The organism is Kitasatospora sp. NPDC001527, assembly GCF_040298605.1.
Classification (GTDB): domain Bacteria; phylum Actinomycetota; class Actinomycetes; order Streptomycetales; family Streptomycetaceae; genus Kitasatospora.
This window is the reverse complement of the sequence record NZ_JBEPAM010000024.1, coordinates 49930-70594: the sequence shown is the minus strand read 5'-3', so window position 1 is coordinate 70594 and position 20665 is coordinate 49930. Positions and strand designations below refer to the sequence as shown.

15 protein-coding genes, 2 pseudogenes and 1 riboswitch are annotated in these 20665 nt (G+C 75.7%); of the genes and pseudogenes, 3 read left to right on the top strand and 14 right to left on the bottom strand.

Annotated elements, in window-relative coordinates; all coding sequences use genetic code 11:
- Positions 1-58: 58 nt before the first annotated feature.
- Positions 59-1696, top strand: coding sequence for an amidohydrolase (locus ABT238_RS21875; protein WP_350569390.1), 1638 nt, complete (start codon positions 59-61; stop codon positions 1694-1696).
- 75 nt (positions 1697-1771) lie between these two features.
- Here the strand turns inward: ABT238_RS21875 and ABT238_RS21870 are convergent, their stop codons facing one another.
- Positions 1772-2476, bottom strand: a complete 705-nt coding sequence (locus ABT238_RS21870; RefSeq protein WP_350569389.1) for a TetR/AcrR family transcriptional regulator — start codon at positions 2474-2476, stop codon at positions 1772-1774.
- A 94-nt stretch (positions 2477-2570) separates the two neighbouring features.
- Positions 2571-2781, top strand: a riboswitch (cobalamin riboswitch).
- Between the two features lie 162 nt (positions 2782-2943).
- Here ABT238_RS21870 and metE point away from each other — a divergent pair.
- Positions 2944-5259, top strand: coding sequence for a 5-methyltetrahydropteroyltriglutamate--homocysteine S-methyltransferase (gene metE, locus ABT238_RS21865; RefSeq protein ID WP_350776518.1), 2316 nt, complete (start codon positions 2944-2946; stop codon positions 5257-5259).
- A gap of 114 nt (positions 5260-5373) precedes the next feature.
- A complete protein-coding gene (locus tag ABT238_RS21860; protein WP_350776503.1) occupies positions 5374-5952 on the top strand; it encodes a hypothetical protein in 579 nt (192 codons plus the stop codon).
- Here ABT238_RS21860 and ABT238_RS21855 read toward each other — a convergent pair.
- The 13 genes and pseudogenes from ABT238_RS21855 to ABT238_RS21795 form a co-directional block, all read right to left on the bottom strand.
- Positions 5949-7571 carry an amidohydrolase gene (locus tag ABT238_RS21855; RefSeq protein ID WP_350776490.1) on the bottom strand — a complete coding sequence of 541 codons (1623 nt, stop codon included), beginning with the start codon at positions 7569-7571 and terminating at the stop codon, positions 5949-5951. The two genes, ABT238_RS21860 and ABT238_RS21855, sit on opposite strands and share 4 nt — an antisense overlap.
- Positions 7571-8425, bottom strand: coding sequence for a PaaX family transcriptional regulator (locus ABT238_RS21850; RefSeq protein WP_350569383.1), 855 nt, complete (start codon positions 8423-8425; stop codon positions 7571-7573). The genes ABT238_RS21855 and ABT238_RS21850 overlap by 1 nt, the downstream gene beginning before the upstream one ends.
- A gap of 69 nt (positions 8426-8494) precedes the next feature.
- On the bottom strand, positions 8495-9256 hold the full coding sequence (locus ABT238_RS21845; protein WP_350569381.1) for a maleate cis-trans isomerase family protein: 762 nt from the start codon (positions 9254-9256) through the stop codon (positions 8495-8497).
- 97 nt (positions 9257-9353) lie between these two features.
- Positions 9354-10259, bottom strand: coding sequence for a fumarylacetoacetate hydrolase family protein (locus tag ABT238_RS21840; protein WP_350569380.1), 906 nt, complete (start codon positions 10257-10259; stop codon positions 9354-9356).
- 16 nt (positions 10260-10275) lie between these two features.
- Entirely contained in the window at positions 10276-11400 is a 1125-nt protein-coding gene (locus ABT238_RS21835) for a cupin domain-containing protein (protein WP_350569378.1), read from the bottom strand.
- Positions 11397-12401, bottom strand: coding sequence for a carbon-nitrogen hydrolase family protein (locus ABT238_RS21830; protein WP_350776431.1), 1005 nt, complete (start codon positions 12399-12401; stop codon positions 11397-11399). The genes ABT238_RS21835 and ABT238_RS21830 overlap by 4 nt, the downstream gene beginning before the upstream one ends.
- Complete coding sequence (locus ABT238_RS21825; protein WP_350776418.1) at positions 12398-14782, bottom strand: oxidoreductase; 2385 nt, start codon at positions 14780-14782, stop codon at positions 12398-12400. Before ABT238_RS21825 ends, ABT238_RS21830 begins: the two co-directional genes overlap by 4 nt.
- A pseudogene (locus tag ABT238_RS21820) lies at positions 14779-15102 on the bottom strand (acyl-CoA thioesterase); the annotation flags it as partial. The pseudogene ABT238_RS21820 and the gene ABT238_RS21825, both read right to left, overlap by 4 nt.
- A 90-nt stretch (positions 15103-15192) precedes the next feature.
- Positions 15193-16803, bottom strand: a pseudogene (locus tag ABT238_RS21815) (AMP-binding protein); the annotation flags it as partial.
- Positions 16804-16938: 135 nt separating this feature from the next.
- Entirely contained in the window at positions 16939-17244 is a 306-nt protein-coding gene (locus tag ABT238_RS21810) for a hypothetical protein (RefSeq protein WP_350569374.1), read from the bottom strand.
- A 153-nt stretch (positions 17245-17397) separates the two neighbouring features.
- Positions 17398-18828, bottom strand: a complete 1431-nt coding sequence (locus ABT238_RS21805) for a phytoene desaturase family protein (protein WP_350569373.1) — start codon at positions 18826-18828, stop codon at positions 17398-17400.
- 28 nt (positions 18829-18856) lie between these two features.
- Positions 18857-19594 (bottom strand): DsbA family oxidoreductase, encoded by a 738-nt coding sequence (locus ABT238_RS21800; protein ID WP_350777950.1) that lies wholly within the window; start codon positions 19592-19594, stop codon positions 18857-18859.
- Positions 19591-20331: an SMI1/KNR4 family protein gene (locus ABT238_RS21795; protein WP_350776391.1), complete on the bottom strand. Its 741-nt coding sequence runs from the start codon at positions 20329-20331 to the stop codon at positions 19591-19593. Before ABT238_RS21795 ends, ABT238_RS21800 begins: the two co-directional genes overlap by 4 nt.
- Positions 20332-20665: the final 334 nt, after the last annotated feature.

Here is a 20665-nt window from a genome sequence, read left to right as displayed (position 1 = left end):
CACCCCACCCGAAGGCCACCCGCACCACCCCGCACGACCCGAGAACGGAGCACCACCCATGACCAAGGCCGATCTGGTCTTCACCCGCGGCCCCGTGCACACCGGCGACGCCGCCCGCACCCGGGCGAGCAGCCTGGCCGTGACCGGCGGGCGGATCACCGCCGTCGGCCACGACGAGGTCCGCGAGCTGATCGGTCCCGGCACCGAAGTCGTCGACCTCACGGGCAAGTTGCTGCTGCCGGGCTTCCAGGACGCGCACATCCACGCGGTCTACGGCGGCACCGAACTGGCCGCCTGCGACCTCACCGGCACGGTCGGCGTCGCCGACTACCTGGAGAGGATCCGCGCGTACGCCGAGGCCCACCCCGAGCAGGAGTGGATCACCGGCAGCGGCTGGTCGATGGAGAGCTTCGACGGCGGCCTGCCGACCCGTCAGCTGCTCGACTCGGTCGTCGCGGACCGCCCGGTCTACCTCACCAACCGCGACCACCACGGCGCCTGGGCCAACACCCGGGCCCTGGAGCTGGCCGGCCTCGACCGCGACACCCCCGACCCGGCCGACGGGCGGATCGAGCGCGAGCCCGACGGCACCCCCGGCGGCACGCTCCAGGAGGGCGCCACCGCCCTGGTCGCCCGACTGCTGCCGCCAGCCACCGCCGCCGACCGGCTGGACGGACTGCTGCGCGCGCAGCGGCTGCTGCACTCGCTCGGCATCACCGGCTGGCAGGACGCCCTGCTCGGCGAGTTCAACGGCCAGCCGGACCCGTCCGACGCCTACCTGGCCGCCGCGCGCTCCGGCGCGCTGACCGCCCGGGTGACCGGCGCGCTCTGGTGGGAGCGCGACCGGGGCGCCGAGCAGATCCCCGAACTCGTCGAGCGGCGCGCCGCGCTGGCGCACGGCCGGTTCCGGGCCGGCTCGGTGAAGATCATGCAGGACGGCATCGCGGAGAACTTCACCGCCGCGATGACCAGCCCCTACCTGGACGGCTGCGGCTGCGCCACCGCCAACTCCGGCCTCAGCTTCGTCGATCCGCTCGCCCTGCGCGGGCACGTCACCGACCTCGACGCGCTGGGCTTCCAGGTGCACTTCCACGCGCTCGGCGACCGGGCGGTGCGCGAGGCCCTGGACGCGGTCGAGGCCGCCCGCGCCGCCAACGGGTGGCGCGACACCCGCCACCACCTCGCCCACCTCCAGGTGGTCCACCCGGACGACCTGCCGCGCTTCGCCCGGCTCGGCGCCGTCGCCAACATCCAGCCGCTGTGGGCGGCCCACGAACCGCAGATGGACGAGCTGACCATCCCGTTCCTCGGCCCGGAGCGCGCCGCCTGGCAGTACCCGTTCGGCGCGCTCCAGCGGGCGGGCGCCACCCTCGCGGCGGGCAGCGACTGGCCGGTGAGCAGCCCGGACCCGCTGGCCGGCCTGCACGTGGCCGTCAACCGGAGGGAGCCGGACAGCGAGGACGAGCGGGTCTTCCTGCCCGAGCAGCGGCTCGACCTCGCCTCCGCGATCGCCGCCTACACGGCCGGCGCCGCGCACGTGAACGGCCACGACGACGCCGGCGTGCTCGCCCCGGGCCGGTGGGCCGACCTGGTCGTCCTGGACCGCGACATCCTCAGCGGCCCGGCCGAGGAGATCGCCGAGGCCCGGGTGCTGCGGACGTACGTGGGCGGTGAGCTGGTCCACGAGGCCGGCTGACCGCGCCCGCTCACGGTGGCCGCTCACGGTGGCCGCCGGGCCGCAGGATCACCCTCCGCCCGGCGGTCGCCGTGCTCAGCGCGACTTCGCCAGCCGGGCCTCGGCGGCGTCCAGCAACAGGTCCAGCGCGTACGGGTAGCCGCTGCGCCGCATGTCGGCGGTGAGCAGGTGCGCGGTGGCGGCGATGTGCGGGTTGGTCGCGGCGTCCAGCCGGGCGTACGAGGCGTGCCAGACCCGCAGGTCCGCCGACTGCGCGGAGGCGGGCAGGGCGAGCGCGGCGGCGTCCAGCGCGGCGAAGCCGAGGCTCTGGTCCACGAACGCGTGGTAGATCCGCACCGCCTCGGGATCGGGGAAGCCCGCGCCGCGCAGCACGCCGAGGATCGCCTCGACGGCGGCGATCTCGTGGGTGCGCCCGGTGGTGCGGTGGGCGGCGAGCAGCGCGGCCTGCGGATGGGCCTGGTAGCTGGCGTGGATGCGCAGGCCGATGGACCGCAGGTCGGCCCGCCATTCCCCGGTGGCCCGCCAGCCCTGCTGGGCGCGGCCGACCAGCTCGTCGGCGATGGCGAGCAGCAGGTCGTCGGAGCTGTGGAAGTAGCGGTAGACGGCACTGGGGTCCGCGCCGAGCGCGGCGCCGAGCCTCCGGACGGTGAGGGCCTCCGCGCCGTGCTGCCCGATCAGCCGCAGGGCCGTGTCGACGATCAGCTCGTGGGAGAGCACGACCCCCTGCTTGGTGGGCCGCCGGCGCCGCCGCTGGGGCTCGGGCACTACGCGTTCGCTCATCCGGGCAGGCTACGTCAACACCCTTGTCGTAGGACAGGGGGCGTCGGCGAAACCATGGTGACGGGGAGCGGTTGTGGGTCTAGGCTGGCCGGTGCAGCTGGTTCGCCCTGCCCGCCAGGCAGGCGCGTCGCAAGAGGGAACCCGGTGACGCCTTTGAACAGGCCAGTCCGGGACTGCCCCGCAGCGGTGAGCGGGAACGACCGCCGTCATACGCACTGGGCCCGGCCGGGTCTGGGAAGCGACGGCCAGTAGGTGACCGCCCTTCACGGGCGGACGTGCCCGCGAGTCCGAAGACCTGCCCGTTGCCCGCGCGCGACCGATCGCGCGCGGTTCTCCGGTGACCTCGTGGGCGGGTCGGCGTGCACACCCGGCGGAGCCGTGACGGCGTCCGCCCGGTTCGTCACCCCTTCGCGCCCTCCTCCCCGTCACCGGGCACCCGAGGAGCAAGACTCGCGAAGGAGAGTCCCTTGACAGCGACGTCCGCAGCCGCGGCGACCCTGGCCACCGTCCACGGCTACCCCCGCCAGGGCCGGAACCGGGAACTCAAGAAGGCGATCGAGGGCTACTGGAAGGGCACCGTCACCGCCGACGCCCTCCACACCGCCGCCGCCGAACTGCGCCGGGAGACCTGGCGCCGGCTCACCGGGGCCGGCATCGGCGAGGTCCCCACCGGCGACTTCTCGCTCTACGACCACGTGCTCGACACCACCGTCGCCGTCGGCGCGATCCCCGCCCGCCACCGGGCCGCCGTCGAGGCCGACCCGCTCGACGGCTACTTCGCCATGGCGCGCGGCACCCAGGACGCCGCGCCCCTGGAGATGACCAAGTGGTTCGACACCAACTACCACTACCTGGTGCCCGAACTCGGCCCCGGCACCGCCTTCACCGCCGACTCCGCCAAGCCCGTCGGCGAACTGGCCGAGGCCCTCGCGGCCGGCCACCGGGCCCGGCCGGTGCTGCTCGGCCCGATCACCTACCTGCTGCTGGCCAAGCCCGCCCCCGGCGTGGCCGAGGACTTCCGCCCGCTCACCCTGCTCGACCGGCTGCTCCCGGTCTACGCCGAACTCCTCGCCGACCTGCGCGCCGCCGGGGCCGCCTGGGTGCAGCTCGACGAGCCCGCGCTCGTCCAGGACCGCACCCCGGCCGAACTGAACGCCGCCGCCCGCGCCTACCGCGACCTCGGCGCCCTCACCGACCGGCCGAAGCTGCTGGTGGCGAGCTACTTCGACCGCCTCGGCGAGGCCCTGCCCGTCCTCGCCAAGGCCCCCGTCGAGGGCCTGGCCCTGGACTTCACCGGACCGGCCGCCGCCAACCTGGCCGACCTCGCCGCCGCCGGCGGACTGCCCGGCAAGCGCCTGGTCGCCGGCGTCGTCGACGGCCGCAACGTCTGGATCAACGACCTGGAGAAGTCGCTGGCCACCCTGGCCACCCTGCTCGGCCTGGCCGGACACGTGGACGTGGCACCGTCCTGCTCCCTGCTGCACGTCCCGCTCGACGCCACCGCCGAACGCGACCTCGACCCGCAGCTCGCCCGCTGGCTCGCCTTCGCCCGGCAGAAGGCCGAGGAGACCGTCCTGCTCGCCCGCGGCCTGCGCGAGGGCACCGGCGCGATCACCGCCGAACTCGCCGCCAACCGCGCCGACCTGGCCTCCCGCGCCCGCTCCCCGATCACCCGCGACCCCGCCGTACGCGCCCGCGCCGCCGCCGTCACCGCCGGGGACACCCGCCGCGCCCAGGCCTACCCCGAGCGGGCCGAGGCCCAGCGCGCCCGCCTCGGCCTGCCGCTGCTGCCCACCACCACGATCGGCTCCTTCCCGCAGACCGCCGAGCTGCGCCTCGCCCGCGCCGACCTCGGCGCCGGGCGGATCGACGCCGCCGCCTACCGCGAGCGCATCGAGGCCGAGGTGCGCGAGGTGATCGCCTACCAGGAGAAGGCCGGACTCGACGTGCTCGTCCACGGCGAGCCCGAACGCAACGACATGGTCCAGTACTTCGCCGAACGGCTCACCGGCTACCTGGCCACCCGGCACGGCTGGGTGCAGTCCTACGGCACCCGCTACGTGCGGCCCCCGGTCCTCGCCGGCGACATCTCCCGCCCGCGGGCGATGACCGTCGACTGGTTCCGCTACGCCCGGAGCCTGACGGACCGCCCGGTCAAGGGCATGCTCACCGGCCCGGTCACCATGCTCGCCTGGTCCTTCGTCCGCGACGACCAGCCGCTCGCCGACACCGCCCGCCAGGTCGCCCTCGCCCTGCGCGACGAGGTCGCCGACCTGGAGGCCGCCGGCGCCGCCGTCGTCCAGGTCGACGAACCCGCCCTGCGCGAGACCCTGCCGCTGCGCGCCGCCGACCGCCCCGCCTACCTGGACTGGGCGACCGCTGCCTTCCGCCTCGCCACCTCCGGGGTGCGCGCCGACACCCAGATCCACACCCACATGTGCTACGCCGAGTTCGGCGCGATCATGAGCGCGATCGAGGAACTCGACGCCGACGTCATCTCCCTGGAGGCCACCCGCTCCCACATGGAGGTCGCCGGCGAACTGGCCGCCGCCGGCTATCCGCGCGAGGTCGGCCCCGGCGTCTGGGACATCCACTCCCCGCGGGTGCCCGGCACCGAGGAGGTGCTCGCCCTGCTGCGGGCCGGCCTCGCCGCCATCCCGGCCGGGCGCCTGTGGGTCAACCCCGACTGCGGTCTGAAGACCCGCGGCTGGACCGAGACCCGCGCCTCCCTGGACAGCCTGGTCACCGCCGCCCGCCGCCTGCGGGAGGAACTCGCCGGCTGACGCCCGGCAGCGGAGCCACCGGGCGGGCGCGGCCGTGACGCCGTGCCCGCCCGGTGGCGGCGCCCGTCAGGCGGAACGGGCGCCCGGCGCGGCCCGGGCCGGTAGCCTGCCCGGATGGTCCACGGATTCGGGGTGACGGAGTTCCAGCTGGTGCTGCTGCGCCGGATGGCGGACTTCCGGCCGGAGCTGGTCGAGGACGCGGTGCGCCGGCTGGGGGCCGGCCGGGCGGAGCTGCGGGAGGCCAACAAGCGCTGGCAGGCGATGGTGCGCGCGCCGGGCTTCCCCTCCGGCGTACGGCGGTACACCGCCGTGCTCGGCGCGCCGGAGGCGGTGGTGGCGCGGCGGATCGGCGACCTCGCCTGCACCGCGCGGCAGTGGGCGCTGCCGCTCTGGCCCGGGCTGCGCTTCGAGGTCCTGGCGGGCCCGGGCGGGGCGGAGCTGAACGCGTGGCTGGTGCGGGCGGCGGACACCGCGCCGCCGGTGCTGCGCACGCTCGCCGACCTGACGCCGTGGAGCTGCGTGGTGGCCGACGTCGGGGCCGCCTTCCCGCCCGCCGTACCGCGCGAGGGCAGCGCGCCGACCAGGTTCCGGCTGGACTTCACGGCCCCGGACGCCGAGGGCCGCCCGCACACCCTCACGGCGGACTTCACCTGGGGGCTGCTCCAGGAGGTTCGCCCCGCCCAAGCGGACTAGCGCAGGTGCACCGTCCGCCCGTCGACGACGGTGCGCTCCGGCAGCAGGTCGCGCAGCCCGTCGACCGGGCAGCCCAGCGGGTCGGCGGGCCACAGCGTCAGATCGGCGAGCGCGCCCGGGCGCAGCGAGCCGCGCTCGGCGCTCTCGTCCGTCAGCCGGGCGGCGTTCACGGTGTGCAGGGCGATCGCCTCGGCCCGGTCGATCGCGTGCTCGGCGCCCAGCACCCCGGCCACCGTCCGGCGGGTGGTCATGCCCCACACCGAGAGCATCGCGCCGTACGGGCCGACCGGGAAGTCCGAGCCGGCGGCGAGCAGCGCGCCCTCGTCCAGCCATTCGCGCAGCGGGAACAGCGCGCCGGTGCGCTCCGCTCCCCAGGCCCGCTGCTGGGTGAGCGCGCCGTCGTGCAGCAGCGGGTGCTGGACGGTCACCGGCACGCCGAGGGCGACGGCCCGGGCCCGCTGCTCGCGCCGGGCGAGGCCTCCGTGCTCGACCACCAGCGTGCCGGCGGGCAGTCCGGGCCGGCGGGCGAGCACCTCCTGGTAGACGTCCAGCAGGGTGCGCAGCCCGCGGTCGCCCCAGGCGTGCACCCCGACCCGCAGGCCGTGGGCGACCACCCGCTCGACGGCCTCGACCAGCTCCTTCGGCTCCCAGAGCAGCCGTCCGTGGTAGCAGGGCTGCCCCTGGTACGGCTCCTCCAGCGCGCCCGCCTCGAAGCCGCCGTCGATGCCGAACTTGACGCCCCAGACGGACAGCCGGGCGTCCTCGTGGCCGGCCGCGCGCCAGGCGCCGACGCGGTCCAGCAGCGCCTCCACCTCCTCCGGGGTGCGCACGGCGAAGCCGGAGACCAGGGCCCGGACCCGGACGGCGAGCGCGCCCCGGTCGCGGGCGGCGCGCAGCACGTCGAGGTCCTCGACCGGGACCAGGCAGTCGCGGACGGTGCCGATGCCGGTGGCCGCGTAGTCGGCGGAGGCGGCGCGCAGGCCGTCGATCCGCTCGGCGAGCCCGGGTTGCGGCAGGACGCGTTCGACGAGTTCGGTCGCCTTGTTGATCAGCCGCCCGGTGAGCCGGCCGTCGGCGTCGCGCTCGATCACTCCGCCGGGCGGGTCGGGTGTGGCGGCGGTGATCCCGGCGAGCCGCAGCGCCGCCGAGTTGAGCACCATGTTGTAGGCGCCGCGGCGCACCAGCACCGGGTGGTCGGCGGTGGCGCCGTCCAGCTCCCCGGTGGTGGGCATCCGCTGCTCGGCCAGGTTGATCTCCTGCCAGTTGACCGTGGTGCGGATCCACGCGCCGGCGGGGGTGCGGGCGGCGCGCTCGCGGATCAGGGCGAGGAAGCCGGACAGGTCGGCGGCCCGGTGGACGGGGACGCCGTGCACGCTGTGGCCGGCGAGGACGAGATGGGTGTGGGTGTCGTCGAAGGCCGGCAGCACGGTGGCGTGCGGTGCGTCGACGATCTCGGTGTCCGGTCCGAGGAGCGCGTCCAGGCCGTGCGGGTCGGGGGAGAGGGCGGTGATCCGGCTGCCGGTGACGGCGAGCGCCCGCCGCGGCGGCTCGCCGGGGACGAGGGTGTGCACGGCGGCGGCCCGCACCAGGAGGTCGGCGGGCGGGCGGGTCGGCGTCATCACGGCTCCTGGCGGGGGTGGGCGGCGGCCGGCCGGCCGGTGACCTTCTCGACGTGTCCCAGGCTGGGCCCGGCGAGCCGGGCGTGCAGTTCGGTGAAGACGGCCCGCGCCGCGACGGCGTTCCAGTCGGCGGGCAGCAACTCCTCGGGCAGGCCCGGGTCGAGGTAGGGCAGGCGGCGCCACTGGGTGAGCATCGGGACGTAGGCGCGGAACGCCTCGGCCGGCTCCGGCCCGGCGGGGCGCTCGCGCAGGTCGGTGGCGGCCGGCCGCCAGGTGTCGGTGAAGGCCGCGTACTGGGCCTCGATGGCGGGGAAGTCCCACCAGCCGGCGACGGCCGTGCGCAGGTCGGTGAAGCCCGCGTACTCGGCGGACAGGAAGAAGTGTACATAGGCGTCCAGGCCGAGCCGGGCCAGCAGCCGCCGGGCGTCCGGCAGCAGCCGGGCGGGGGCCAGCCAGACGCCGGGGGCGGCGTTGGCGAAGCCGAGCCAGCTGAGCCGGGAGCGCAGGGTGTGGCGGTGGGCGCGTTCGGACTCGGGCACCGAGAAGACCGCCACCACCCAGCCGTCGGCCAGCGCGGCGGGCTCCAGGCTGTGGAAGATCCGGCGGTCGCCCTCCTCGAACACCGGCTCCATCGCGGGGGAGAGCCGGTAGCCGGTGCCCTCGCGGCGCTCCTGGAGCAGGGTGCCGGCCTTCTTGAGACGCGAGATGGCCGAGCGGACGGCGGGGGCGTCGACGTCCAGCTCGGCCATCAGGGCGATCAGGTCGGCGATCGATATCCAGCCGCCGAGGCGGCGGACGAATTCGCCGTAGACGGTGTGGATCAGTGAGCTGGGCCGGGGCGTGCTCTCCGTCATGCTGGGCCTCCTCCCCGGCAGCTGCTGGTGATCATAGCGGCGGGGCCGCCCGGCGTCCGCGCCGTCGGGTCAGGCCTCGGCGAAGGCGCCGGAGAGCAGGTGCCCCGCGCCGGGGGCGTGGGCCGGCAGGCCGAGGGCGCGCAGCAGTTGGTGGGTGGTGCAGACGGCGGCGGAGACGACCGGCTTGCCGAGCCGCTGCTCGGCCTCCTCGATCGCCGACAGCGAGGGCAGCTGGACGCACGCCGACAGCACCACCGCGTCGGCCTCCCGGTGGGCGAGCCCGGCGGCGATCGCCGGGAGCTTCGCCGGGTCGTGGGCGGCGACGTCGAGGTTGTCGGCGATCTCCAGGGCCGTGTGGTCGACCACCTCGATGCCCTCGTGGCCCAGGTAGTCGACCACCGTGCGGGCCAGCGGCCGCGGATAGGGGGTGACCACGGCGACCCGGCGCGCGCCGAGCAGGTGCAGCCCGGCCACCAGGGCGCCGGCGCTGGTGACGACCGGCGCGGGCGCGCCGGCCTCCACGGTGCGCCGGTGCAGCCGCTGTTCGGCCTCCCGGTGGTAGCCGGTGCCGGCGCTCATCACGGCCACCAGGCAGGCGTAGCCGAGCACGTCGACCCGGGCGTCGGCGAGCTCGGCGGCGCACCGGTCGGATTCGGCGTCCATGCGGCGCAGCTGCTCGGGGGTGACCCTGGTCATCCGCATCCGGCTGGAGTGGAAGGTGAACCGCTCGGGCGCGACCCGTTCGCGGGCCCGCAGCAGGGCCGGCACCTCGGTTTCCATGGTGACGTTGGAGCTCGGGACGATCTGGCCGATCCGGTAGGTGGTGGCCATGGCGGGGACGGTCCTTCCGTGGTCGGGTCAGCGGGCATCGGGCATCGGGCATCGGGCATCGGGCATCGGCCGTTGGGCGGGCGCCTCGGCGGGCGTCTCAGCGGGCGTCGACCACCGGGTTGGCGAGGGTGCCGATGCGCTCGATGGTCGCCTCGACGAGGTCGCCGGGCTGGAGGAACTGCGGGGGCACCATCCCGGCGCCGACGCCGGACGGCGAGCCGGTGGCGATGACGTCCCCGGGCTCCAGGGTGACCCCGGAGGAGATGTCGGCGATCAGCCGGGCGATGCCGAACAGCATGTGGCGGGTGTTGGAGTTCTGCCGCAGTTCGCCGTTGACGCGCAGCGAGAGGTCGAGCCGCTGCGGGTCGGGGATCTCGTCGGCGGTCACCACCAGCGGGCCGAACGGCGCGAAGCTGTCCTGGCCCTTGGAGAAGAACCACTGGCCGGAGCGGCGCTGGTCGCGGGCGCTGATGTCGTTGACGATGCTGTAGCCGAAGACGTGCCGCCAGGCGTCGGCCTCGGCCACCCGGACGGCGGGGGCGCCGATCACCACGGCGAGTTCGCACTCCCAGTCGAGCTGCTTGGTGAGGTCGGCGTTGTGCCGGATCGCCCCGCCGGGGCCGGTGACGGCGGTGGAGGGCTTGCTGAACAGCACGGGCCGGTCGGGCAGTTCGCGGTCGGTGTCCAGGGTGCGGTGCGACTCGGCGACGTGCTCGACGTAGTTGAGGCCGACCCCGACGATCTTGCCGGGGCGCAGCGGCGCGTCCAGGGCGACGTCGGTGAGCCGGGGCAGCGCGGCCGGGTTCCGCGCCGCGTCGGTGGCCAGGGCGCGGGCGGTGGCCAGGGCGGGTTCACCGGCGCGGATCAGTCCCAGCAGGTCGCCGGGCAGCTCGGCGCCGGCGGCCGCGGCGAGCGCGGTCAGGTCGGCGACGCGGTCGCCGTCGAGCAGGGCGCCGAGGCGCGGGGCGTCGGTGAGGGGGGCGCGGTAGGTCAACAGCCTCATGGGTGCGGGCTCCTGGTCACGGGGTGGTGGTGGGCTGGTGCCCGTCGTGCTCCGGGTAGGCCTCCTCGCGGTACAGGCCGAGCGAGTGCATCACCGGGAAGTCGTTGAAGGAGAACAGGCAGGCGTCCTCGCCGGGGTCGAGGTTCGCGTGCTCGTGCCAGGCCCAGGACGGCACGACGAAGATGTCGCCCTGCTCCCAGGCGAACCGCCGCCCGGCGATCACCGAGACGCCGCGCCCCTTGGCCGCCGTGTAGACCACCGAGCCGGTGTGCCGGTGGGCGCGGGTGGCCTGGCCGGGCCGCAGCAGCTGGAGGTGGGCGCCCATGGTGGGCATCACCGGGCCGCCGGTGACCGGGTTGGAGTACTCCATGACCACTCCGTCGTAGGGCGATCCCTCGGTGGCGCGGGCGAGTTGGGTGAGCGCGTGGTAGCTGGGCTCCCAGGGCCAGCCGAGCAGCGGGGAGTAGGGGCGGGTCCACTTCTCGACGCCGTACGGCAGCAGGTTGCCGCCGTACGTCAGCAGCGAGGAGTTGACCACCGTACCGGGCCGCTGGTACAGCTCCGGGTGCACCTCGTAGAAGTTCGCGTCCAGCATGTTGACCAGCGGGATGTCCAGGCCGTCCTGCCAGATCACCGGGCCGTCGCCGGACTCGTTGCCGTGCTCGTGCCAGGTGCTGTTGGGCGTGATGGCGAAGTCGCGCGGGCCGACCTTGAGCTTCTGGCCGTCGACGATCGTCCAGGCGCCGGTGCCCTCGTGGACGAAGCGCAGCGCGGAGGCCTGGTGGCGGTGCGCGGTCATCGCCTCGCCGGGGCCCATGATCTGCAGGCCGGTGTACAGCAGGCCGACGGCGGCGCTGAGTTCGCGGCGGCCGGGGTTGACCAGCATGACCACCCGGCGTCCGGCGTCGTCGGCCCTGACCAGCGGGAGGGCCTTGCGGACCAGCGGGCGCAGGTCCGCGTAGCGCCAGAGCACCGGCACCGACTTCGGCTGGGGGTACCAGGGTTCGATCTCGTTCGCCACGGTCCACAGCGCGCCCGCGTCGACCTTGGCCAACTCTTCGTAATAGGCGGCCAGTTCCGGGTTGTCACCGACCCGTGCCCGGCCGATCCGGTCGTCGTCGTAGTCGCTTCCGGCGGTCATTCCTCCTCCTTCGGGGGTTGCTGGGCGAGCGTGAGCGGCCGCAGCGGACGGTCGTCCACGTGCAGCCGGAAGACGTCGAAGCGGTTGTAGTGGCCGACGATGTCGTGCATCTGCTTGGGCTGCACGCAGCGGCCGAGGTCGATCCCGGCGTAGACGATGCCCTCCTCGTCCACCAGCGGCTCGGTCACCGCCCGCCCGTCGGGGCCGAAGATCCCGGACAGCGCGCTGCGCGGGCGGGCGAGTTGCTTGCGCAGCTCGTGGTCCTCGCCGGCGATCGCGGTGGTGATCTCCGGAGAGATCGTGGAGCAGGAGACCACCGTGAACACCTTGCCCTCGAAGCAGTGCGCGGCGGCGCGCAGCGCGATCGCCTCCGCCATGTCGTAGTCCTCGGGGGCGACCGGCAGGGCGATGTAGGCGGCGGCGTGCACGAGTTCGCCCTGCGCCAGCAGGGTGAACCGGGCGAGCGGGTTGGTGTTCTCGCCGCAGGCGAGCGCGCCGAGCGGGCCGACGGCCGTGCGGTGGACCCGCAGGGTGCTGCCGTCGCCCGGCGTCCAGGTCAGCTTCTCGGCCCAGGTCGGCACCAGCTTGCGGTGCACGCCGGTGAGTTCGCCGTCGGCGTCGATGGTCAGCAGGGTGTTGTACAGCACGCCGAGGCTGTGCGGTCCGCGCTCGTTGACGCCGATCACCAGCACCACCCCGGCCCGGCGGGCGGCGGCGCGCAGCGTGTCGACGTGCGGTCCCGGGACGTCCACCGAGGCGCGGTAGAGGCGCTCGTACCAGGGCGAGCCCTGGACCGGGTTCATCGTCCAGTTCCAGTAGGGGTAGCCGGGGACGAACACCTCGGGGAAGACGACGAGGGAGGCGCCGTTCCCGGCCGCCTCGTGGATCAGCGCGACCGCCTTGTCGACGGTGGCGGCGGCGTCCAGGTAGACGGGCGCGGCCTGGACGGCGGCGGCGGTGAAGCGGGGCAGCCGCAGCGCGGCCGACACGGGCTCGGTCATCGTTCCTCCTCGGGGCGCTCGGTGGGGGCGGGCCGCCAGCGGCGGTGCACGGGTGCGGCCGGCTCGCGCACCAGCCGCAGCCGCGGCGCCGCCCGGTCGGACCCGGGACCGGGCGGCCGGCGGCTGCCCGCGGCCCACGGCGCGGGCCAGCGCGCGCCGGGGCCCGCGTAGCCCTGCTCGGCGGCGGCGTGCAGGGTCCACAGCGGGTCGTACAGCTGGGCCCGGCCGACCGCCACCAGGTCCGCCCGGCCCGCCAGCAGCACCGAGTTGACGTCGTCGTGGTGGGAGATCGCCCCCACCGCGACGGTCGGCAGGCCGGTGGCGGCGCGCACCAGTTCGGCGAACGGCGTCTGGTAGCCGCGCCCGTACGGCGGCCGCTGGTGCGCCACCACCTCGCCGGTGGAGACGTCCACCGCGTCCGCGCCGCCCTCCGCCAGCGCGCGGCAGATCGCGACGGCCTCCGCCTCCCCGGTGCCGCCCGGCGCCCAGTCGCTCGCCGAGATCCGCACCAGCAGCGGCCGCCCGGCCGGCCAGACGGCGCGGACCGCCGCCAGCACCTCCAGCGGCAGCCGCAGCCGCTGGGCGAGCGGGCCGCCGTAGCGGTCGGTGCGGCGGTTGGTGAGCGGTGACAGGAAGCCGGAGAGCAGATGGCCGTGGCCGAACTGCAGCTCCAGCACGTCGAACCCGGCCCGTGCCGCGCGCTCCGCCGAGGCCGCGAAGTCGGCGGTGACGGCGGCGAGCTGGACGGCGTTCGCCTCGTGCGGAAGCGGACCTCCGGCGTCCCACGGCAGCGGCGAGGCGGCGATCACCGGCCAGCCGCCCTCGGTGAGCGGGGGGCCGGAGCCGTCCGGGCCGGGCACCGCCCGGGCGGCCCGGCGCCCGGCGTGGGTCAGCTGGATTCCCACCGGGGTGTCGCTCACCGCCCGTACCGCGTCGAGGAGTTCGCGCCAGGCCTGCTCCTGGTGGTCGTTCCACAGGCCGGGGCAGCGGTCGGTGGCCCGGCCCTCCGGGGTGACGGCGGTCATCCCGGCGATCACCAGCCCGGCGCCGCCGAGGGCGTGCGCGGTCAGCTGGGCGCGGTCGAAGGCGCTCGGCAGCGCGTCGACGGCCGTGAAGGTGGCCAGCGGCGGCACCACCACCCGGTTGCGCAGCTCCAGCGCGCCGAGCTTCAGCGGCCGGAACATCGGCGGCGTGCCGCGGGCGTCCGGCGTCCCCGCGACCGCCTCCTCCACCGCGGCGACGAACCCCGGATCGCGCTCGCGCAGACTTCCGTAGGTGACCCGTCGGCTGCGGGTGAGCAGGTTGAACGCGAACTGGTCCGGGCCCTGGCCGGTGCGCCGGCCGATCGTCTCGAACCACTCCAGGCTCGCCTGCGCGGCCCGCTGGGTGGACTCCACCACCGGCCGCCGCTCCGCCTCGTAGGCCGCCAGCGCTCCGTCCAGCGTGGGCTGTTCGTTCAGGCTCGCGGTGAGCGCCAGGGCGTCCTCCAGGGCCAGCTTGGTGCCCGAGCCGATCGAGAAGTGGGCGGAGTGCGCCGCGTCGCCGAGCAGCACCACGTTGCGGTGCCGCCAGGAGGCGTTGCGCACCGTGGTGAACCGGATCCAGCGGGAGGCGTTGGGGATCAGCCGGTGCCCGTCCAGGTGCCCGGCGAGCAGCTCCGCGCAGCGCCGCACGCTCGCCGTGTCGCTCTCGCCGCGCGCGAACTCCCGGGCGGCCAGGGCCTCGAAGCCCGCCCGCCGCCAGGGCTCCTCGGCCAGCTCCACGATGAACGTGGAGCGCTCGGCGCTGTACGGGTAGGCGTGCACCTGGAGCACGCCGAAGCCGAAGCGCTCGACGACGAAGGTGAAGGCGTCGAACACCTTGTCGGTGGCGAGCCACATGTAGCGGCTGTGCCGCTCGTCCGGCTCCGGCCGGAAGGCGTCCGGGAACGCCGCCCTGGTCGCCGAGTTGATGCCGTCCGCCGCGACCACCAGGTCGTACTCCTCGGCGAGCCGGGCGGCCGGCGGGGCGGGCGTGCGGTAGCGCACGTCCACCGCCAGTTCCGCGCAGCGGCGCTGCAGGATCGCGCGCAGCCGGTTGCGGTCCAGCGCCGCGAAGCCGTGCCCGCCGCAGGTGCGCACCCGGCCGGCGTAGCGGACGTCGATGTCGCTCCAGCGGGCGAACTCCGCGCTCATCGCGGCGTAGACCCGCGGGTCCGCCTGCGCGATGCCGTCCAGCGTCTCGTCGGAGAAGACCACCCCGAAGCCGAACTCGTCGTCCCGGCCGTCCCGTTCGAAGACGGTGATCTCCCGCCCGGGCGCCGACTGCCGGGCCAGCGCGGCGAAGTAGAGCCCGCCCGGTCCGGCGCCGATCACCGCGATCCGGCCGGCGGCGCCGGTCACCGGATCACCTCCGGCTCCTGCCGCCCGGCCTCGGCGAGCGCGTGGCGCACCTGCGCGGGCCACGGCTCGGCGCCCTTGGCGTGCGGCGCGGCGTGCACCACCGACATCCGCCCGCTGGCGGCCAGGCCGTTCGGCCCGTGCACCTCGAAGGCGTAGTGCAGCGAGGATTCGCCGACCCGCTCCACCCGCAGCTCGGTGCGGACCACGTCGCCGAACCAGAGCCGCTCGCGGTAGTCCGCCTCGAAGTGCACCCGCGGGATCCGCCCGAACAGCGCGTCCAGGCCCAGACGGCGCAGCAGCGTGGCCTCGGCTGCCTCGGCCCAGCGCTGGACGGCCGAGAAGTGGTAGTGCCCGGCCGCGTCCGTGTCCGACCACTCGACCCGCCGCTCGGTGGTCACACTGGCCGGGGCCGCCGCGGGCGCGGCCGCCGCCCGCCGGCGCAGCTCGGCGCGCGCCAGCTTCCCGGTCGCGGTGCGCGGCAGCGCCTCGACGAACTCCACCGCGCGCGGGTACTTGTACGGCGCGATCGTGCGCTTGACGTGCTCCTGGAGGGCCCGGACCGTCCCCGGCCCCGCCCGCACGCCCGCGCGCAGCACCACGTACGCCTTGACGACGGTTCCGCGCCGCTCGTCCGGCATCCCGACCACCGCGCAGTCGGCGACGTCCGGGTGGCCGGCGAGCACCTGCTCGACCTCGGGGCCGGCGATGTTGTAGCCGGAGGAGACGATCATGTCGTCGTCGCGCGCCTGGTACCAGAAGTAGCCGTCGGCGTCGCGGACGAAGGTGTCGCCGGTGAGGTTCCAGCCGCCCCGGACGTACGCGCGCTGGCGGTCGTCGTGCAGGTAGCGGCAGCCGGTCGGGCCCTTGACGGCGAGCCGCCCGGGCCGCCCGTCGGGCACCGGCCGGCCCTGCTCGTCCAGTATCGCCGCCCGGTAGCCGGGGACGGGCCGTCCGGTCGCGCCGGGGCGGATGTCCTCGTCGGCGGCGGAGATGAACACGTGCAGCAGCTCGGTGGCCCCGATGCCGTCGATCAGCCGCTGCCCGGTGGCCGCCCGGAACGCCTCCCAGACGCTCGCCGGCAGGTGCTCGCCCGCCGACACGCACCGCCGCACGCCCGCCAGCCGGTCGGCCAGCCCGGCGGCGAGGATCGCCCGGTAGGCCGTCGGCGCGGTGAACAGCACGCTGACCCCGTGCCGGTGCACCTGCTCGGCGAGCTGCTCGGGGGTGGCCTGCTCCAGCAGCAGGGTGGCGGCGCCGGCCCGCAGCGGGAAGACCACCAGGCCGCCGAGGCCGAAGGTGAAGGCGAGCGGCGGCGTACCGCCGAACAGGTCGTCGGGGGTGGGGCGCAGCAGGTGGCGCGAGAAGGTGTCGGCGTTGGCGAGCACGTCCCGGTGGAAGTGCATGGTGGCCTTGGGACGGCCGGTGGTGCCGGAGGTGAAGGCGATCAGCGCGACGTCGTCGGCGGCGGTCGGCACGGCGGAGAAGGGGCCGCCGCCGGTCAGGCCCTCGGGTCCGGCGGCGCCGTAGGGGACCACGGTCAGCCCCGGCGTCCCGGCGTGCTCCAGGTCCGTCAGGAAGCGGTCGTCGCAGAGCGCCACCACGGGCCGGGCGATCGCGTGCATCGTGGTCAGCTCGCCCGCGCGCAGCAGCGGCATGGTGGTCACGACGACCGCGCCCGCCTTCAGCGCCCCGAGCCAACAGGCCACCAGCCAAGGTGAGTTGGGGCCGCGTAACAGCACCCGGTTGCCGGGTGCCACGCCGAGCCGCCCGGCCAGCAGCCGGGCCACCCCGTCCGCGCGCTCGCGCAGCTCGCCGTACGTCCACTGCCCGTCGGGCGTGACCAGGCAGCGCCGGTCGGGTCCGTGGCGCTCGATCGTCGCGTCGAGCAGCTCGTGCGCGCAGTTCAGCCGTTCCGGATAGGCCAACTCCGGTAGTTCGAAGAGGAATTCGGGCCACTCGTCGAGCGGCGGAAGGTTGTCGCGACAGAACGTGTCCACGTGCGCAGAGGGAGAGAGCTCCATGGGCGGGCCACCTCATCGGGCGAGCGGGAGTGAGGCAAGTATCGCGCTTCGGTGACGCCAGTCAAGAGAGCGATACAAACATCGGGGTGGCCCCGGACCGCGCTCCCGCCGCCCTCTGCGGTGGCCCCGGCGGTGCTACTGGGTGAAGTAGGCGCTCCGGCCGAACTCGAAGACCTGCGTCTGCCCGGGCGGCACGACGCCGACCGCGCTTCCGGTGCAGTCGGGCTCGTCGAAGACCACGACCGGCCCCGCGGTGTTGTTGGTGACGACGAAGGGGAACCCCGCGGCGTTGACGCAGCCCTTCGTCTGGGGCTGTGCCCGGGGTACGGCCGCGGCGGGCGCCGGGCCGGACTGCCGGGAGGTGTCGGCCGAGGCCGTGGTGCCCGCGGCCAGGACGGCCGCGCCGAGGGTCGTCGCGATCAGCAGACTGATGCGTCGCATGAGGAACCGCCTTTGCGAAGGGGGGTGGGCCGGCACCGTCCCCCCGTGCGGCCGAACGCATGCGCCACACGTACCGATGTCATCCCTGTGCCGCGCGATCGGATACGAACGGCCCTGGCGGCCCTGGCAGTCGCGGTGCCCGGGGCCGTGCCGTCACCGCCGCGTCCGGCCCCGCAGGGAGGCCAGGGCCGCCTCGGCGGCGTTGGCCCCGCACATGCCGTGGACGCCCGGGCCGGGCGGGGTGGCGGCGGAGCAGAGGTAGTGGCCGGGCACGCCGGTGGCGTAGGGGCGCGGGGCGGGACGGGGGCCGAGGAGGAGCTGGGCCGGGTCCTTGGCGCCGGTCATGATGTCGCCGCCGACGAAGTTGGGGTTGTCGGCCGCGAAGCCGGCGGGGCGGCGCACGGCCCGGCCGATGATCCGCTCGCGGAAGCCGGGGGCGAAGCGTTCGATCTGCGCGGTGATCGCCTCGGTGGCGTCCCCGGTGTAGCCGTGCGGCACGTGGGCGTAGCTCCACACCGGGTGGACGTCGCCGACGGAGCGCCGCGGGTCGGCGAGGTACTGCTGGCCGACCAGGACGAACGGGCGCCGCGGCATCCGCCCGGCGGTGACGGCGCGCTCGGCGGCGGCGATCTCGGCGAAGCCGCCGCCGAGGTGGACGGTGCCGGCGCGGCGGGCCGGCTCGGCCGTCCAGGGGACGCCGCCCTCCACCGCGAAGTCGACCTTGAACGCGCCGGGTCCGTGGCGGAAGCGGCGGTAGGCGCGGGCGACCCGGGGCGGCAGCCGGTCGCCGAGGAGGTCGGCGACGGCGCCGGGCGCGAGGTCGTACAGGACGAGGTCGGTGGGCGGCAGCTCGGCGGCGGAGCGCACCCGCACCCCGGTCTCGACCGTGCCGCCCAGCTCGGTGAGCAGCGCGACCAGCGCCCGGGTGATCGCCCCCGACCCGCCGGCCGCCACCGCCCAGCCGTACCGGTGGCCCGAGGTGAGCAGCCCGAGCCCGATCGCCGCGCTGAGCGGCCGGTGCAGCGGCTGGAACGCGTGCGCCGCCGCCCCGCCGAACAGCGCCCGCGCCCGCTCGCCGGAGAACGCCCCGGCCAGCGCGGAGGCCGGGAGCAGTGCGGGCAGCCCGAAGCGGGCGAGCCGCAGCGGGTGGCGGGGCAGGCGCAGCAGCGGGCCCATGACGTCGGCGGCCAGCCGGTCGTACCCGGCGGCGGGCCGCTCGAACAGCCGCCGCCACCGCCGGCCGTCGGCGCCGCCCAGCCCGGCGGCCGTGTCGGCCACCGACCGGTACAGCACCCCGGCCGTGCCGTCGTCCAGCGGATGGGCGCAGTCCACCTCGGGGAGCCGGAACTCCAGCCCGAAGCGCTCCAGCCCGAGGCGGCGCAGGAAGGGCGAGCCGATCGTCATCGGGTGGACGGCCGAGCAGTGGTCGTGCAGCAGCCCGGGCACGATCGCCTCGCCGCTGCGCGCCCCGCCGCCCACCTCCCCGGCGGCCTCCAGCACGGTCACCCGCACCCCGGCCTGCGCCAGCCGGACGGCGGCGGCCAGCCCGTTGGGCCCGCCGCCCACCACCACCGCGGTTGTCATGGGGCCAGCATCCCGCATCCGGCCGCGCTCAGCGCCGCGGCACCGCGCACCCCTCCGGGCCGCACCCCTCCCCGCCGTTCCCGGCCTCTCCGCCGTTCTCGCCGGCCCCGTCTCCACCGACCAGGGTCAGGACCGTGCGGCTCTCCCAGGCCTGCTCCAGCGCGGCCGTGAAGGTCTCGGCCGGCTGGGCGCCCGAGACCCCGAGCCGGCGGTCGAACACGAAGAACGGCACGCCCGTGGCGCCCATGGCGCTCGCCGTCGCCTCGTCCTCGCGCACCGCCTCGGCGTACGCCTCCCGGTCGGCGAGCACCCGCGCCGCCCGCTCCCCGTCCAGCCCGGCCTCGACGGCCAGCTCCACCAGCCGCCCCGGCGCGAACGCGGAGGCCTCCTCGGCGAAGTTGGCCCGGTAGAGCAGGTCCAGCAGGGCGGCCTGCCGCCCGTGCTCGGCGGCGAAGTGCAGCATCCGGTGCATGTCGAAGGAGTTCGCGGCGTCCCGCCCCGCGCGGACGTACGCCAGCCCCTCCGCCCGCGCGTTGTCGGCGATCCGCTGCTCCGCCGCCTCCGCCTGCTCCAGCCCGATGCCGTACTTGGCGGCGATCAGCGGCACCACCGGCCGCGCCTGGTGCGGCGACCGGGGGTCGAGCTCGAACGACCGGTGGACCACCTCGACCTCACCCCGGTGGGCGAAGCCCGCCAGGGCCCGCTCGAACCGCGCCTTGCCGATGTAGCACCACGGGCAGTTGATGTCGCTCCATGAAGTATTCAGGGGAGGAGCCGGTCGAGCCAGTCGAACAGGTCCGCGTCCAGCAGCTCCCCGTGGTCCGCGACACCGCCCCGGAGGAGGCCGGGCGCGAGCCGGTACAGCGAGGAGCGGTCCCGGCCGTGCCGGCGCATGAACAGGCCCGCTCCACCACCGTCCTCGCCGACCAGGACCCAGTGGGGCGCGTGCGTCCGCACCTCCCAGGCGTCGTTGCGGGCGCGGAAGGTGTGCGGCCCGTGCAGCCCGCCGCCGTCCGGCAGCCGGACCCCGGGCGTGGTGCGCCACAGCCGGGCGACGGCCGGGTTCGGCCCCTCGCGCAGCCCGGCGGCCAGCGCCGTCCACACCGTGAGGAACCCGCCGAAGGAATCGGCGACCGGCTGCTCCTCACCGGTGAAGGGGCCGCGCACGACGACGGGCCACTCCCCGCCGGCCGCCCGGTCGAGGGCGAAGCCGTACCGCTCGTGGTCGTCGTCCTCGTAGAACCAGAGCCGGTCCCCGCCGGACCACTCCTCGACGAGCCCGGGCTCGCCGAGACCCGGCACGGGCTCCACCGTGGCGACCGGCCGCCCGCGCAACGAGCCCTCCCCGTACTCGCCCAGCCACCACCGGTACGAGTGGTCCAGCGGGCCGACGACGGCCTCCGCCGCCCGGATCGCCGACTCCGGCCGGCCACGGCCCGGCCAGGTGACGATCCCCGGAGTCACGGCGATCAGGTCCCGCAGCAGTTCTGTATCGGCCCGCATGGCGGCGAGTCTCGCACAGGCCCACGACAGCCCCGCCGCCCCGGGGCGATCGTGCGGTGCGCCCCGTGGAGCGTTTCGGCCCGGGGGAGGCCGCCCCGGCACGCGAGAATTCACGGTCGCGGGTCTACTCGCACGGGCGACCGTGGGCCATCCTGGTGCGATGCCGGCGCTCGAAGCCCGCGTCCCTCGCGCCGGAGCACTGCCGCGTCACAGCACTGCGTACGACCCCTTCGTCCGGGCCGGTCCCGTCGGCCCGGCACCGGACTTCCCGCCCTCCCGCCGAGGCGTGGCGAAGGAGCAGGGGTCGAGTCGGAGGAACACCGTTCTCACCGGG

Excerpts from the sequence above, each read along its gene's own strand:
- ABT238_RS21875 (WP_350569390.1), top strand. The coding sequence starts at position 59 with ATGACCAAGGCCGATCTGGTCTTCACCCGCGGCCCCGTGCACACCGGC.
- ABT238_RS21870 (WP_350569389.1), bottom strand. The coding sequence starts at position 2,476 with ATGAGCGAACGCGTAGTGCCCGAGCCCCAGCGGCGGCGCCGGCGGCCC.
- ABT238_RS21860 (WP_350776503.1), top strand. The coding sequence starts at position 5,374 with ATGGTCCACGGATTCGGGGTGACGGAGTTCCAGCTGGTGCTGCTGCGC.
- ABT238_RS21855 (WP_350776490.1), bottom strand. The coding sequence starts at position 7,571 with ATGACGCCGACCCGCCCGCCCGCCGACCTCCTGGTGCGGGCCGCCGCC.
- ABT238_RS21850 (WP_350569383.1), bottom strand. The coding sequence starts at position 8,425 with ATGACGGAGAGCACGCCCCGGCCCAGCTCACTGATCCACACCGTCTAC.
- ABT238_RS21845 (WP_350569381.1), bottom strand. The coding sequence starts at position 9,256 with ATGGCCACCACCTACCGGATCGGCCAGATCGTCCCGAGCTCCAACGTC.
- ABT238_RS21840 (WP_350569380.1), bottom strand. The coding sequence starts at position 10,259 with ATGAGGCTGTTGACCTACCGCGCCCCCCTCACCGACGCCCCGCGCCTC.
- ABT238_RS21835 (WP_350569378.1), bottom strand. The coding sequence starts at position 11,400 with ATGACCGCCGGAAGCGACTACGACGACGACCGGATCGGCCGGGCACGG.
- ABT238_RS21830 (WP_350776431.1), bottom strand. The coding sequence starts at position 12,401 with ATGACCGAGCCCGTGTCGGCCGCGCTGCGGCTGCCCCGCTTCACCGCC.
- ABT238_RS21810 (WP_350569374.1), bottom strand. The coding sequence starts at position 17,244 with ATGCGACGCATCAGTCTGCTGATCGCGACGACCCTCGGCGCGGCCGTC.
- ABT238_RS21805 (WP_350569373.1), bottom strand. The coding sequence starts at position 18,828 with ATGACAACCGCGGTGGTGGTGGGCGGCGGGCCCAACGGGCTGGCCGCC.
- ABT238_RS21795 (WP_350776391.1), bottom strand. The coding sequence starts at position 20,331 with ATGCGGGCCGATACAGAACTGCTGCGGGACCTGATCGCCGTGACTCCG.